General features: G+C 37.9%; 13 protein-coding genes. 5 read left to right on the plus strand and 8 right to left on the minus strand.

The genetic code is table 11. The annotated features are described in order from the left end of the window. Window positions 1–205 precede the first annotated feature (205 nt). Together ACYQ0N_RS14145 and ACYQ0N_RS14150 are read right to left on the minus strand one after the other, a co-directional pair. The gene (locus tag ACYQ0N_RS14145) at window positions 206–1,216 is read right to left on the minus strand and encodes a LacI family DNA-binding transcriptional regulator (RefSeq protein ID WP_177533272.1); all 1,011 of its coding nucleotides are present in this window, start codon (window positions 1,214–1,216) and stop codon (window positions 206–208) included. A gap of 355 nt (window positions 1,217–1,571) precedes the next feature. Continuing rightward, window positions 1,572–2,390: a helix-hairpin-helix domain-containing protein gene (locus tag ACYQ0N_RS14150; RefSeq protein ID WP_460163050.1), complete on the minus strand. Its 819-nt coding sequence runs from the start codon at window positions 2,388–2,390 to the stop codon at window positions 1,572–1,574. 257 nt (window positions 2,391–2,647) lie between these two features. On the opposite strand from ACYQ0N_RS14150, the gene ACYQ0N_RS14155 reads away from it, so the two are divergent. The 4 genes from ACYQ0N_RS14155 (at window position 2,648) to ACYQ0N_RS14170 (ending at window position 6,263) form a co-directional block, all read left to right on the plus strand. Beyond that, window positions 2,648–3,583 (plus strand): mechanosensitive ion channel family protein, encoded by a 936-nt coding sequence (locus tag ACYQ0N_RS14155; RefSeq protein ID WP_460163051.1) that lies wholly within the window; start codon window positions 2,648–2,650, stop codon window positions 3,581–3,583. A gap of 4 nt (window positions 3,584–3,587) precedes the next feature. Continuing rightward, the gene (locus ACYQ0N_RS14160; RefSeq protein WP_460163052.1) at window positions 3,588–4,481 is read left to right on the plus strand and encodes a metallophosphoesterase; all 894 of its coding nucleotides are present in this window, start codon (window positions 3,588–3,590) and stop codon (window positions 4,479–4,481) included. A 135-nt stretch (window positions 4,482–4,616) separates the two neighbouring features. After that, on the plus strand, window positions 4,617–5,033 hold the full coding sequence (locus ACYQ0N_RS14165; RefSeq protein WP_177533268.1) for an OadG family protein: 417 nt from the start codon (window positions 4,617–4,619) through the stop codon (window positions 5,031–5,033). Window positions 5,034–5,066: 33 nt separating this feature from the next. Then, window positions 5,067–6,263, plus strand: a complete 1,197-nt coding sequence (locus tag ACYQ0N_RS14170; protein ID WP_177533267.1) for a sodium ion-translocating decarboxylase subunit beta — start codon at window positions 5,067–5,069, stop codon at window positions 6,261–6,263. A gap of 137 nt (window positions 6,264–6,400) precedes the next feature. Here the strand turns inward: ACYQ0N_RS14170 and ACYQ0N_RS14175 are convergent, their stop codons facing one another. Further along, a complete protein-coding gene (locus tag ACYQ0N_RS14175) occupies window positions 6,401–6,718 on the minus strand; it encodes a hypothetical protein (protein WP_460163053.1) in 318 nt (105 codons plus the stop codon). A 314-nt stretch (window positions 6,719–7,032) separates the two neighbouring features. On the opposite strand from ACYQ0N_RS14175, the gene ACYQ0N_RS14180 reads away from it, so the two are divergent. Beyond that, complete coding sequence (locus tag ACYQ0N_RS14180) at window positions 7,033–7,206, plus strand: hypothetical protein (RefSeq protein ID WP_177533265.1); 174 nt, start codon at window positions 7,033–7,035, stop codon at window positions 7,204–7,206. A gap of 18 nt (window positions 7,207–7,224) precedes the next feature. Here the strand turns inward: ACYQ0N_RS14180 and ACYQ0N_RS14185 are convergent, their stop codons facing one another. From ACYQ0N_RS14185 to ACYQ0N_RS14205, 5 genes are all read right to left on the minus strand, one after another. Continuing rightward, on the minus strand, window positions 7,225–8,058 hold the full coding sequence (locus ACYQ0N_RS14185; RefSeq protein WP_177533264.1) for a metal ABC transporter permease: 834 nt from the start codon (window positions 8,056–8,058) through the stop codon (window positions 7,225–7,227). A gap of 2 nt (window positions 8,059–8,060) precedes the next feature. After that, on the minus strand, window positions 8,061–9,005 hold the full coding sequence (locus tag ACYQ0N_RS14190) for a metal ABC transporter substrate-binding protein (protein ID WP_460163054.1): 945 nt from the start codon (window positions 9,003–9,005) through the stop codon (window positions 8,061–8,063). Beyond that, on the minus strand, window positions 8,986–9,402 hold the full coding sequence (locus tag ACYQ0N_RS14195) for a Fur family transcriptional regulator (RefSeq protein WP_177533263.1): 417 nt from the start codon (window positions 9,400–9,402) through the stop codon (window positions 8,986–8,988). The genes ACYQ0N_RS14190 and ACYQ0N_RS14195 overlap by 20 nt, the downstream gene beginning before the upstream one ends. Window positions 9,403–9,551: 149 nt before the next feature. Continuing rightward, window positions 9,552–12,263 carry a glycoside hydrolase family 9 protein gene (locus ACYQ0N_RS14200; protein WP_460163055.1) on the minus strand — a complete coding sequence of 904 codons (2,712 nt, stop codon included), beginning with the start codon at window positions 12,261–12,263 and terminating at the stop codon, window positions 9,552–9,554. Window positions 12,264–12,467: 204 nt separating this feature from the next. Further along, window positions 12,468–14,207, minus strand: coding sequence for an ammonium transporter (locus ACYQ0N_RS14205; RefSeq protein WP_177533261.1), 1,740 nt, complete (start codon window positions 14,205–14,207; stop codon window positions 12,468–12,470). Window positions 14,208–14,659 lie beyond the last annotated feature (452 nt).

Raw genomic sequence — 14,659 nt, forward strand, 5'->3', positions numbered from 1 at the left:
CTGCAGATGAAGAGCTGTCTTCCTTCGATGATGAAGATGAGTTATTATCATCACCGCATCCTACAAATGCTGTTGCAGAGATTGCAAGAGTTGCAACCAATGCTAATGTTCTTTTAAGTTTGTTCATTGGTAGTTTTCCTCCTTAATGATTATATTATATTTTAAAAAAATAAAATATAATAAAGCATGTTTATATATGGAACTGTCAAATTACTTTGACAGTAGCTCCCTTAATAAATTTTCCGTCTATAATAATCTGCCTGTCTTCCGGTGAAATTTCTTCTTTTCTTATTATTTTAAGAAGCAGCTCTGCTGCCGACTTACCGATCTGAGCTGTATTCTGTTCAAAGGTTGTCAGCGACGGCTTCATAATCTGAGTCATCTTAATACCGTCATAACCGGCAATTGATAAATCCTCCGGAATAGATATACCTGCCTCTTCAGCTGCGTTAATCGCGCCGATTGAAGAAAAATCATCCGGAATAATAATAAACGAAGGTCTGTCATAAAGCTTCAGCATATCGGACGTCAATTTATATATATATTCCGCATCGTGATATTTGCCCTGACGCAAATAATCAGGCTGCACTTGCATGCCGAGCCTTTTCATTGTGTCAAGATATGAATTTAAACGAATTGTAGTAACCTGCGAGCTTTCTCCATATATGTAAGCTATTTTTCTGTGCCCGCAGCTATAAGCGTATTCAACAATTTTTCTTATTCCTGTAACATTATCAGAGGAAACCGAACAAACGGCGTCAGACCGATAATCTATAGTTACAAGCGGCAAACTGCTTTTAAAAAGCTCCGTTATCTCATTGTCATAAAAATCCACACAGGCGGCAAGAACGCCGTCCACAGATCTATACATGCAATGTTCGTAATAAGACATTACGCTTCCGCCTATTTTTCCGCAGATAAAAGTTATATCATATCCGTTTTTCTCAACCTCTACCCTGAAACTGTCCAAAACAGCGGAAAAATAACTATGAGTCAAACCGCTATGCGCTTTATCCTGAAGAAGAACCCCGACGTTATAGGTTTTATTGGTCTTCAGTGCGCGAGCCTGTGAATTCGGAAAATATCCAAGCCTTTTTGCAGTATCGCAAACAAGCTTCTTTGTTGCACTGCTTACATCGCTGTGATTATTAAGAGCTTTGCTGACAGTAGCAATTGATACACCGCACTCCTCTGCGATAGTTTTAATCGAAACCACTTTACCATCGCGCCTTTCACATAAATTACACGCATTATGCACATTTTTAATTTTAAGCTGTCTGACTAAAAATCCAAAAAAATATTCAAATGTTTCGTAACAATAATATACAATACTAAAAACAAAAAGTCAATGCTTAATACCAATCCTTAATATTTTTTTAGCATTTTAAACAATTTTTATTCAATATTTTTGTTCAATATTTAAGATTTTTCTGTTTAAAATTCATATTATTACAAAACGGTAAAAATAAAAATCAGTTTGATTTTGATTAAAATTATCCTTTTTTGTCTGTTTTATACATCATATTCAAGTTTTCCTTTAAGGTTATTAATGTTTTTCACAAATAAATAGTCTAATTTATTTGATTATTATCAACATAAAAATAACTGATAATTTTTTTAAGCTTTGCTTCGCTCATTTCCTCTGCATAAAGAAGCTCATACGTATTGCTGAAATATTTTATGCTTGTCCGCAGGGAAATAATACTGTCAGCTGTTTTTTCGTCCATATCAGGTATCAGCAGAAGCTCTTCGCGTGTAACTGTGTTAAGATTAAATAGAAGCTCTCTGGTTTCGTTTTCAGTAGATAAAAGATTTTCCTGTGTGTTATCCTGGGAAGGCTCCGCAGTCTGAACTACAGGTTCATTATTAAAAACAGGATCCTGATAATTCTGTTCCGGCACATAGGGATCGATATCGGCAGGGTAAACAGGATTTTCTACATATATATGATCCTTGATATTAAAAAATGTCTTTTCGCCTATTCCGTTCACATTCATTATTTCCTCAATATTTTTAAACCCTCCGTTTATTATTCTGTAATTTATTATTTTTTCTGCCGTTACTTCTCCTATGCCGTCAAGCAGCATTAATTGTTCCATTCCGGCGCTGTTAATATCTATATATAGAAATTCAGTACGATCGGTTTCCGCCATACTTTCAGACAAGTCTTCCGTAAACATTTCGGAGGTATAAATTTCAGCGCCGACGGTTGCGGAAGCAGTTATAATGTTAGCTTCAGTTTCAGTAACAATGCTTCCGTCGGTTTCCCAAATATCGTACTCGCCGGTTATAACGGCTTTTTCCGTATTTTCTCTGGAAATAAAATACATACAGACCGCCGCAATAACCGTTCCAAAGGAACATAGATAAATTAAAATTTTACGATTCATATTTTTCTCACAATATTATGTTATGTTAAATTATGGAAATTAAATTTATATATATATTTATAATATACATTATCCTTTGTAGTTTTTCAAGTATTTTTCACATTTTTCGACATATTTAATTAATTTATTTCATTCATGCTTTCTATAAGACGCCCTATTACGATTGACTTTTTATAAATTTTCATTATAATAATATAATAAGTATAAATACAATAGGACGTGCCTAAATTATAATATAAGAAGAGAGGATTCAAAAAATGATAACAACTTCTTTGATATCCGCGTTGGAAGCCTCAACCGAGACGCAAACGGAAGTAACCAATGCAATAGAAGGGATAATCGCCAATGCCGTAAGCACAACCGCCAAAGAAACCGGACGGCTTAGTAAGCTTATCTCCGGCATTGCTGATAAAATCAAGGAGGCTTTGCCCTCGCTTATTTTCGCTGTTATAATTTTTTTAATCGGACTGGCTCTTTCAAAAATCATACTTAGAATTTTTACAAGATGCCTTAACCGTGCAAATGTTGATATTACAGCCGTAGGCTTTCTCCGCTCCTTATTAAAGGTTCTGCTTTATACTATAGATTTTATAATAACTCTTTCCATTCTCAATATCCCGATGACCTCGATTATAGCGGTTATAAGCGCTGCCGGACTCGCTATCGGACTGGCTCTCCAAAACAGCCTGTCAAATCTTGCGGGAGGTTTTATAATTTTATTTTCAAAGCCGTTTAAGTCCGGCGACTATGTTGAAACAAACGCCGCTTCCGGAACGGTGGAAAGTATCGGAATACTTTACACAAGAATACTTACAGCGGATAATAAAACTGTTTATATCCCAAACGGAAAAATAACAGATTCTACAATAGTTAATTTCAGCGAACAAAACACCAGGAGAGTCGATTTTGAATTCGGCATAAGCTATTCTGACGATATTGAAAAAGCTAAATCAATAATATTAAAGCTTGCGTCTGAGCACCCAATGGTATTAGAAGAGCCTGAGCCGTTTGCAAGACTCGGACTTCAGGCGGAGGACAGTCTTCAGATAACCGTCCGTCTATGGACGGAAACTGAAAATTACTGGCAGGTAAAATTTGATTTGACAGAACAGGTAAATCAGGCTTTTATTGACAATAACGTCACTATACCGTTCAGACAGATTGACGTACATATAATAAAGGAGCAGCAATAAATTAATGGAAGAACAGATTCTACGGGATACGCCGGCCGAAAGCGAATTGCCTAAAAAGAAAAAGGGCTCCTGCATATCCCGCATGGCAAAGGTAATACTTATCTTATTTTTCATCTGGTGGTTCAACAATTATACCTTAAAAATTAACGAAAAGCATATTAGCTCGGATAAGGTAAATAATGATGTAAAACTTGCGGTTTTAAGCGATTTACATGCGTATGACGGAATATTTTCCATTGATAATAAAACTATCGTAAAAAAAATAAAAAGGATTGATCCTGATGCCGTCTGCGTATTAGGAGATATGCACTCCAACAACGCTGACGAAACTGAAAAACAAATTTCAATGGATCTTATGACTGGTATAATTGACGAAGGCTATAAGCTTTATTTTGTTTTAGGCGAGCATGACGACAGAACAAACGCCTATGTAGATAAAATGGAAAAAAACAAAATACATGTGCTGGACGGAGAAGCTGAAAAAATTACAATTGGCGATACCGATCTTACATTTTACGGAATCAGCAACGCTTTTTTTTCACCCAGCTTTGATCTGACGAATGAGTTTGATATAGATAAAAGTACATATAATATACTTCTTGCCCATATACCGATGTACAGCGATTATGAAAAATTCGGAGCGGATTTGACCTTATGCGGCGATACTCACGGCGGCATAATACAGATACCGTTTCTTGGTCCCGCATATTATAATGGTAAATTCGTACCGGAGCTTTACGAAGATAAAAATAAAATATTTGATAAAGGTCTTTTCAAATATGACGGAGGATATTTATTTATAACCTCAGGAATCGGAAATTACATCGGAGACTACAATATTGCGGCTAGATTCAATAACCGTCCCGAAATAGCTGTTTTAACCATTTCTCCGGAATAATGTTTATCCGACTTTAAACTAATACCTTATCCGTTTTTTTAATTTATTTGGAAATTTTTCTTGCAAAAATGAAAAAATTAGTGTATAATATAAGATATGTATTATAAAATTTTAATATAGGAGAGTGCTGTAAACATGGATTTAATGACTACGTGCAGCCTTATCGGCAAAACATTAACTCCTATGGCTGAGGATATGACCTTAAGCTATGTAACCGCAGTTGTTATTACCGGTTTGACTGTCGTATTTCTCGGTCTTATCATCCTTATCTTATTCGTATGGGCATTCGGCAAGATTTTCTCAAGAAAAAAGAAGCCTGCTGTCCAGGAAAAGCCTGTTGAAACGGCAAAGCCGGCTGCCGCGCCGGTTTCGATACCAAAGACAGACGATAATCAGGACGAAATAATCGCTGTTATTTCTGCTGCTGTCGCCGCTATGGGCGCTTCTGACGGAAAAACATATAAGCTCAGATCTGTCAGAACCGTTAAAAATAAGCCGTCGAGATCCGCATGGTCGCTTGCGGGTATTCAGAATGACACAAACCCATTCTGAAATTAACAGTAAATTAAGAAAGGATAATATCACATGAGTGAAGTTTTCAGTATCTTTGCAGATACGATAAAAGATCTCGCTATTTCCAGCGGTATTGCGAATATGAGCTGGAAAGATGCGGTTATGATCCTGATTTCCTTTATTTTTATGTATCTTGCAATTGTTAAGCAATTTGAACCGCTTTTGCTGCTTCCGATTGCTTTTGGTATGTTTTTAACCAATTTGCCGGAAGTCGGCATGTATCATCCGTATTTATGGGAAAATACGTCAAATATTGATTTCGGACAGGTCCTGCATGAAGGAGGGCTTTTGGATATTCTGTATTTAGGCGTTAAGCTTCAGATTTATCCGCCGCTTATTTTCCTTGGTATCGGTACTATGACCGACTTTGGTCCGCTTATTGCCAATCCTAAGAGCTTTCTGCTCGGAGCAGCCGCTCAGGCAGGTATTTTCTTAACGTTTATCGGAGCGGCGATACTCGGATTTTCCGCTGCTGAATGCGGCGCTATCTCTATTATCGGCGGTGCGGACGGTCCTACTGCAATATATGTTTCAAGCAGATTACTGGACGGTGGAAACTTTAAGATAAGCACCGGTACTATTGCTCTTGCCGCTTATACTTATATGGCGCTTGTTCCGGTTATTCAGCCGCCTATTATGAAGCTTTTAACCACAAAAAAAGAACGAGCTATAAAAATGCCTATGCTGCGAAACGTTTCCAAAACCGAAAAAATTATATTCCCAATTGCAGTTACATTTATCGTAGCTTTGCTTGTGCCGTCGGCAGGTCCCCTTGTAGGTATGCTTATGTTAGGCAATCTTCTCAAGGAAAGCGGCGTATGCAGCAGACTTGTTGATACAGCTCAGAATGCTTTAATGAACATAATCACAATTTTCCTCGGTGTTTCAGTAGGAGCTACTACCCAGGCAGACAAGATTCTGAATACAGAATTCGCTAAGGTAATTATTCTCGGAGTTATCGCTTTTGCAGTTGGTACTGCTGCCGGCGTATTATTCGGTAAGATCATGTGCAAAGCCACTAAAGGCAAGGTTAATCCGCTTATCGGTTCAGCCGGAGTTTCAGCCGTTCCTATGGCGGCCAGAGTTTCTCAGAAGGTCGGAGCGCAAACTGATCCGACTAACTTCCTATTAATGAACGCTATGGGACCTAATGTTGCCGGAGTTATCGGTTCCGCAGTAGCCGCAGGTATATTGTTAAGTATAATCTAAACTTTATAAAAAAATTGGCTTAATTAAGCCAATTTTTTTATTATATATTAATTTATTTTGCGTTTATTATGCTTGGTATCTTATTATATAAGTTTAACAATATTAAAAAACAGGAGCAGTCAGCTCCTGTTTTTTAATTAATCCTTATATTGGATTTTATTCAAATCAATACCGGAATAATATAATTTATATGTTATTATAAATGAAACAAAAGGAATTAGCGTTAGAACAAACATAATTATAAGCTGAAATTTTGATACGCTGCTTAACTCTGTGCCTGAATTTATCATGTTATAAAGCTGTAAAAACTGACCGTTTAAAAGCTTATAAGCTCCATAAAAATTTCCTATAAGCCCTTTTTTAGAAATCAATAAAATCAACCATAATAAAATATACGGCATACTTAACGATGCAGCAACGGTAAACTTTCTTGAAAATGAAAATTTTATATTCATTCTCCTCTGAATAATAAGATCATTTTTAGCAGTATTATACGCAAAATTACATATTAATCCGATAAAAATAATTGACGTACACAAAACAGTAATTATTTTCAAAAATATACTGCTGGAAAAAGCCAAAGTAAGATTTATAAAAAGACAAAGAATTTCTGAAAAAATCAAATATCCGATTCCTTTCAGAACAATTGATAGCAGACTTATATTTTTCAACATAACCTCCGAAAAATTTTCATTTTTTACATGAAATAAAATCGACATATCTTATCATAATATTAATGTAATAATTTTTCATAAGGAGCAATATGACTATGACAAGACGAGTTCACTGCGGAAAAAAGACTAAAATTTACATTCCTAAAACAGTTAACCCTCAGATAATTTCATACAGGTCGGCCTCTGAAAACGATACTGTAACTGAATTACATTACATGCCGGCCCATGAAACTATTAAAACTGAATCAGAAAATGTAAAACGGCGGTAATTCCGCCGATACATAGCTTTAGCTTTTATGGTTTCGTATCCACCCCAACGCCGAGAACAACGCAAATATTATTACATTTACAACAACGACGCTTGCGCCTGGAGCCGTATCTAAAAGAAGAGAAATAAAAAATCCTATTAAAAAGCTTAAAACAGAAACTATAGCAGAAGATATTACTACTCCCTTAAAGCTTTTGAAAACTCTCATTGATGTTATAGCCGGAAAAATTATCAAGCTTGAAATTAACAATGCGCCCATCATCATCATACCTAATACTACTGTTACGGCAGTAAGCAGCGCTATAAGCATTTTATAGAAATCAACCTTGATACCTGTAGCCCTTGAAAAATTTTCATCAAAGGTGACGGCAAAAATCTTATTATAAAATAAAATAAACATAGCCAAAACAAGAACGGATAAAACAACGCTTAAAATAACATCGTCATGATCCATAGCAAGTATACTACCAAACATATAATGACTTACATCATTCGTAAGACCTGATTTTGATGATACAAGTATACCGACTGCAAGCGCTGTTGTTGAAAAAACGGCAATTGCAGAATCACCTTTAAGCTTACTGCTGCCATTCATTCTCAGTAACAGAAAAGCCGCTGCTATAACAACAGGAAGGGCAAATTTCAGCGGAGCAATGTTCATTACTGCTGCAACCGATAATGCTCCGTAGCCCACATGAGAAAGACCGTCCCCTATCATGGAATATCGTTTGAGCACAAGGCTTACGCCCAACAACGCAGAGCAAAGAGTCACAGCTATTCCGCCTATCAACGCCGGTATAAGAATATAGCTTAAAAATTCCGGAGTCAGCATAGATATAAAGTCGTTAAACATTGTCAGTTAATAGCCTCCGAAAGATTTTTATAATTATTTGTCATCAAATCCACATAGGTTACGTTATTCTGTAAATCCTCCTTGGATATATTATGACACGAATGTAACAAAGACGTTTTTGTTCCCGTGGCATCAGCGATTTTATCAGCTATAGTTTTTGCTGAAAATTCAATATAAAAAACTACCGGTATATTTTCTTTTTTTACAATATCAATCAAATAGGACATAGTAGCAGAGCTTGCTTCAGTTTCCGAGCTGCAGCCTGAAAATGCCGCATGATACTCAAGACCATAATCCTCCGCGAAATATCTGAATGGGAAACGATCACCGAAAACAACCGTTTTCCTTTCTGCGTTATTAATCAATTCGGTAAACTGCTCGTCAAGCTCCTTAATTTTTGCCAAATATTCAGAAGCATTCTTTTTATATATTTCCGAGTTAGCTTTATCGGCCTCACATATAACAGAACTTATCTCATCAAGAAGAATTTCCGCATTTTTTAATGAAGTAAAAATATGCTCGTCAAATTCTGTTTCATCATGACCGTGTTCTTCACCCTCCGATGTGTCATGGATTTCTTCAACAGGCGTTATATAATCCATAAGCCTTACAGCTTTGATTTTTTCGTTTTTTACAGACCTAAGAACATCGTCGGCCCATACTTCTGATTCTCCCCCTATATACAGAAATATATCAGCCTGCTGTATTTTAGACACATCCTTGGGAGTCGGTTCATATGTATGACTTTCTGATCCAGGAGTCAAAAGAAGCGTTATTTCAGCATTATCACCTGCAATCTGCTTAGCAAAGTCGTACTGCGGAAACAACGTTGTTACAATTTTTAACTTTTCTTTTCCTTCATTTCCTGATTTTCCGCAGGATATACAAACCACTGAAAATACGGCAATTAAAACTGCTGTAATTATTTTATTTATTTTTGCTTTCACATTCCTCACACTTTCCGTATAAAACAGTTTTTGAATTATCAACTTTAAATCCGTGATGTTCAAAAATATGACTATTCAAAGACTTCATATAAGAACAATCAATATGATAAAGCTTTCCGCAATTAATACATTTCAGATGAAAATGCTCATGACATTCAGCGTTATCTTCGGCCATCTGATAACAGGCTCCGGTTTTTTCATCAAGATAGAATTTTCTAATTATATTTCCGCTGACAAGCTTGTCCAAATATCTATAAATGGTGGCAGAGCCAACTGAATTTTCACCGCAGCTAAGATATGCAATTATTTCAGAGGCAGTAACGTGTCTATCCTTATTATCATTCAAGAATTTTAAAATCTTTTCCTTTTGTTTTGTTTTATAATCCGATGGACGCATATTTTCATTTTCACTTCCAATCCAAATATAAATTAATAACCATTTTCAATTTTAACACTGCCATACTGATTTGTCAAGTATTTCAGATAATTTTTAAAAAGCGGTACCGAATATAAATTCGGTACCGCTTTTATATTAATCATTAAATACTATTTTCCAAGCTGCGATTCCCCTACAATCATCGCAACATAATTCATAATCAAAAGACTGTCTGAAGTATTTATTACCCCGTCCTTAACACAATCAGCATTAGCTATTCCAACGTCGCTTAGCTTATTTTCCCCGCTGCTTAAAATATACATATTAAGCGCGACAACGTCCGAAACATTAATAAAACCGTCTACGTTTACATCTCCGTATATAGTTGGGCTTACCGACGGTACGGTGGTATCAGGTTTTTCCTGCGTTGAAACAGAAGTAGTTACAGGCATCGTAGTAACGCTTGTTACAGCGGACTGCGTACTGCTGTAAACGCATGTAATTGAATCAACAGTAAGTTTATTCTGCTCTCCCCACCAATAGCCAATCTGAAATACGCCGTCCTCCTGAATATAATCCTGAACAGACTTAACGTCAAACTCAATTGTTCCGGACGAACCGGAGACGCTCTGCTTGCCGTTAAGATCAAGCCAGTTATCATTGTTATTCGTAACCGATATGCCTCCGCCGATTGAAGGTGTTCCTATATTACCCGACGCAGATATTTTTACAATAAATTTTTCAGCTTTTGAGCCAGAAGGGAGTAAGTCTGAAATTTCTACCTGCAAAATTTTTTCCGTATCGCTTGTGTAATCAAGTAATTTATTAACAGTAACAGTTTTATCAGAAGATGACGGAATTGTAGTAGTTGTTGTTATAGTTGTTTCTACGGTAGCGGTTTCTGTTGTAGTTATTGTTGAAGTTGTTGTCGCTTTAGTCGTGACCGCTGTTGTTACAACAGCCGAATCATCAGTATAAATACACGTTACAGATTCTATATTGACCGTATTCTGCTCTCCCCACCAATAACCAATCTGAAAAACTCCGTTCTCTTGGATATAATCCTGAATAGATTTAACATCAAATTCTATTGTTCCTGTTGAACCGGAAATTTTTTGCGTTCCGTCAAGGTCGAGCCAATAATCATCATTATTTGTAACATTGATTCCACCGCTTATTGAAGGACTGCCTATATTTCCGCTGGCTGAGAGCTTAACGATGAATTTCTCCGCTTTTGCTCCCGATGGCAGCAGATCAGAAATCTTAATCTGAAGTATATTTTCAGTATCGCTTGAATAATCAAGTTTCTTATTGACATCCACTACTTTTGTGCCGGAAGTAGGATCCGGTACAACCGAGGTTGAAACGGTGGTAGTGGTAGTAGCTTCAGTTGTTGTCAAAATCGTTGTTGCGGAAGTAGTAACAGTCGTTACAGGCGCTGTAGTGGTAGGATTGACAGTTGATTCAGTGCCCGGTACAACCGAATCAACAGACTGTCCGGAACCATACTCAAGATAAAGACCTGCAAGCGCTCCTACAAAAGCCGCGTTATAGTCAAGGGCTACCTCTGTATATTTATAAGCGTCAGTATAATCTGAAAAATTATCGCTCTGATCCGGTCCTCCAACTAAAGCTCCGGCAAGAATATATTTATGCTCTCTTGAATCATTTTCCTTCAAATATGTATTTAATCCGGAGGAAGCTCTGTGATGAGGATGAGAAACAGAATTATTGCTATAGCCTACCATATAGCAGTTTCCTGAATTATTACCGCCGAAAAGATATTCCATCTGGCTATTCGCCCATGTTTTATATGTTGAAGTATTATTGTACTTATCGTAAACAAGACCGACAAGCTGCTGTGCCGTATTGTATCTTGCCGATCCCCAGTTATCGCGGCAAGCATAACCCTGAGACGTATTATAACCGTTTTTCAATTCATTTACATTAGCAGCAACCCTGTCCCATTCGTTTGCATAAATCGCGTTTACCGCCGGCCATACGCTGTCCCAGCAAAGCGGATAATTTGTCGTATAAGCCCAGTTTGACTGACTGATATAGTCTGCACAATCCGATTTATATGAAGAATTGTTTGTAGCCTTATAAAGAATTACAGAAGCTAATGCAAGATCGTCCAGATAGCTTGTTCCTTGATAATATGACTGGGACTGATGATTTGCCTTATTATTATTTTTTGCAAATTCATAAAGCGCCTTAGCATATGTAAGATCCTCGCTGTTTTTAAAGTTAATATAATTCATAGCAAGAGCGGCGGCCGTTTCAGCTACTACGTCAGTGCAAGGATTACTTGCAGTAGCAAAATATGCAGGTCTTGCAATAGTCTGATTTTCAGGAGATTCCCATATAGCATGATCGGTATCTCCGTCTCCTACCTGATAGCAGAAGGCTTGAACGCTTGAACCGTTCATAACCGTACATCTCTTGAAATAATCGCAAAAATAATCAGTTATCGTCTGAAGATGCGACGCCTGACCAGTTCTGGTATACGCGTCCTTAAATTCATAATATCCCCAGCCTAACATTGTTGCAGAATAGGCAGCCGGTAAACCGAACTTTACGTGATCGCCCGCATCATGAAAGCCTCCGCTTAAATCCATCGTGCCGTAAGGAGTAGAAACGCTTGAGTCATAGGTATGACAGTCGTCTCGCCAACTGAACTGTGAGGTTTCCCCTACTTCAGAACCGCACATATTTGCATCATATAAATACAAAGAATATTGCAGCGCCTTAGCGTAATTAACGTTGTATGCGGCGTCAGCATGATCGTTTTCAGCAGACATAGGCGCCGCTAAAGCGGTAACGGCAACGGCTGCACAAGTAGCCGCCGCTTTGAACCTTTTTAAAAGCTTTGAACCTATCATTTAATAATCTCTCCTATAAAAATATTATATTATAAACGTACTATTTAATTATACAAAATATATAAAAGCTATTTTTGGATAAATTATGAACAAACTATGAACAATTTATGAACATAGGTATTAATGCACAAAAAACTCTCCCTTTTTATAGTAAATAGGGAGAGTTAGGCAAAAATCAGAAAATTTTTCAGTTTCTATATTAATTTATTTAATATCATCTTCACCCTGAAGAGCGTCATATCCTACCTCACCGGTTCTGATTTTAACAACATTTTCAACGTCAAAAATGAATATCTTGCCGTCGCCGATATTACCGGTATATAAAGCCGCCTTAGCCGCGTTTACGACTGTTTCAACCGGCACCTTAGATACAACCACCTCGGCTTTAACCTTAGGCAGAAGCTGCACATCGTCGCGTTCAACTCCACGGTAATATGACTTCTGACCCTTCTGCGTGCCGTATCCCATTACGTTAGTAATCGTAATGCCCCTGACATCAATCGCATTCAGAGCGTTCTTAAGAGATTCAAGCTTTTCCGGCTTACATATAATCGAGAGCTTTGTAAGCTTGCTGTTTTCACCGGCAGACGAACCGGATTTTATTGAAACAGGAACCGCCTTAGACATAGGAACTGACCCGGTTACATCTACTCCTGCTTTAGCTCCCTGCTTCTGAATTTCCTTAATACTTGCCGCCGACGGCATAAAGTCGGCATAGCTTGACGGAAGATTATGCTCGGTTGCGTCCATTCCGAGAATCTCCTCCTCTGCGGAAGCTCTGAGACCCATTGTTTTCTTGATAACTGTAAATGTAACGATCATGGTAACTGCAACCCATGCGGCAACACAGACAACGCCAAGCGCCTGAGTGCCTAAAAGCTTTAACCCGCCGCCGTAGAACAAGCCTTTGTCAGTTGTAGAACCGTCGGCTAAAAGACCTACTGCAAGAGTACCGAAGGCGCCGTTTACGCAATGTACTCCGACAGCTCCGACAGGATCGTCTATTTTAAGAACCTTATCAATAAATTCTACTCCGAGAACAATAAGAATGCCGGCAACGGCGCCTATAATTGCCGCTCCTATCGGACTTACTGCGTCGCATCCAGCCGTAATAGCCACCAATCCTGCCAGAGAACCGTTCAAGGACATTGATACATCCGGTTTACCGTATTTTATCCATGTAAACGCCATAGTTACGCAAGTGGCTATAGCGGCAGCCAAATTCGTGTTTACGAATACTTTTCCGGCAAGAGCAATGCTGTCGCCTTCCATTGAAACCGTGGAAGCTCCGTTAAAGCCGAACCAGCAGAACCATAAAATAAAGCATCCCAATGCGCCCAATGTCAAGGAATGTCCCGGAATAGCCTTCGGTTTGCCGTCCTTACCGTACTTGCCGATACGCGGTCCCAATATTGCAGCGCCCACAAGAGCGGCCACACCGCCGGTCATATGTACTGCCGTTGAACCGGCAAAATCGTGGAATCCCATTTCGGAAAGCCAGCCGCCGCCCCAGATCCAATGAGCTTCAATCGGGTAAACAATCGCACTGATAACTGCGCTGTATACAAGATAAGCGGCAAACTTAGTTCTTTCCGCCATAGCGCCTGAAACGATTGTCGCGGCAGTAGCACAGAAAACAGTTTGAAATATAAAAAATGCAAAAAACGGAACTCCGTCCGGAAGCATGCCGTTTCCATAATTAGCTTCAGACGCAATACCATGATATCCTCCTATAAAGGAGCCTGCGCCGAACATCAATCCGAAGCCGAGTATCCAGAAAATAGGAGTACCCAAACAAAAATCCATAAGATTTTTCATAATTATATTTCCGGCGTTCTTTGCCCTTGTAAAACCTGTTTCTACCATTGCAAAGCCTGCCTGCATAAAGAAAACCAACGCGGCTCCTAACAGTACCCAAATGGTATTTACTGATGAAAATTCCATAAAAATCATCCTTCCCATATTATCATCGGAAAACCGTAAACGGTTTTAAGCGGCACAATCGGTCATGATCGGTACCTAATCAGCCGAAAAGCCTTTAATAAACAAAAAAGGTGCTGTGAGCACGATCTCATGCCCACAGCACCTTTGCTGTCTGTAGCTTTAGTATATACCAAAATTATTGTCTTGTCAAGAACTTTTTTACAAAAAATTTTCAATTTCTTTCTTCATTCCGTAAAGACACATTATATTCATAAGAAATTTTTTATTGAAATTTCAGCTTTAAAAATAAAAGATAAAAAGTTCCTGTAATTTATTCTTAATTTTTTTGAGAAAAGTACTTGACAATAATAAAAAAAAAGTGTATTATATATGACAGAGAGAACAAAGGTGTTCATCAGTATTGCGGATATTGTCTGCGGTGCTTATGAGCGCCTTTTTTTGTTTTGCAGACA

The sequence above is a fragment of the Ruminococcus sporogenes genome (assembly GCF_054655175.1).

Excerpts from the sequence above, each read along its gene's own strand:
- ACYQ0N_RS14185 (WP_177533264.1), bottom strand. The coding sequence starts at position 8,058 with ATGTTTAACGACTTTATATCTATGCTGACTCCGGAATTTTTAAGCTAT.
- ACYQ0N_RS14165 (WP_177533268.1), top strand. The coding sequence starts at position 4,617 with ATGGATTTAATGACTACGTGCAGCCTTATCGGCAAAACATTAACTCCT.
- ACYQ0N_RS14160 (WP_460163052.1), top strand. The coding sequence starts at position 3,588 with ATGGAAGAACAGATTCTACGGGATACGCCGGCCGAAAGCGAATTGCCT.
- ACYQ0N_RS14180 (WP_177533265.1), top strand. The coding sequence starts at position 7,033 with ATGACAAGACGAGTTCACTGCGGAAAAAAGACTAAAATTTACATTCCT.
- ACYQ0N_RS14195 (WP_177533263.1), bottom strand. The coding sequence starts at position 9,402 with ATGCGTCCATCGGATTATAAAACAAAACAAAAGGAAAAGATTTTAAAA.
- ACYQ0N_RS14170 (WP_177533267.1), top strand. The coding sequence starts at position 5,067 with ATGAGTGAAGTTTTCAGTATCTTTGCAGATACGATAAAAGATCTCGCT.
- ACYQ0N_RS14175 (WP_460163053.1), bottom strand. The coding sequence starts at position 6,718 with ATGAATATAAAATTTTCATTTTCAAGAAAGTTTACCGTTGCTGCATCG.
- ACYQ0N_RS14205 (WP_177533261.1), bottom strand. The coding sequence starts at position 14,207 with ATGGAATTTTCATCAGTAAATACCATTTGGGTACTGTTAGGAGCCGCG.
- ACYQ0N_RS14200 (WP_460163055.1), bottom strand. The coding sequence starts at position 12,263 with ATGATAGGTTCAAAGCTTTTAAAAAGGTTCAAAGCGGCGGCTACTTGT.
- ACYQ0N_RS14155 (WP_460163051.1), top strand. The coding sequence starts at position 2,648 with ATGATAACAACTTCTTTGATATCCGCGTTGGAAGCCTCAACCGAGACG.
- ACYQ0N_RS14150 (WP_460163050.1), bottom strand. The coding sequence starts at position 2,390 with ATGAATCGTAAAATTTTAATTTATCTATGTTCCTTTGGAACGGTTATT.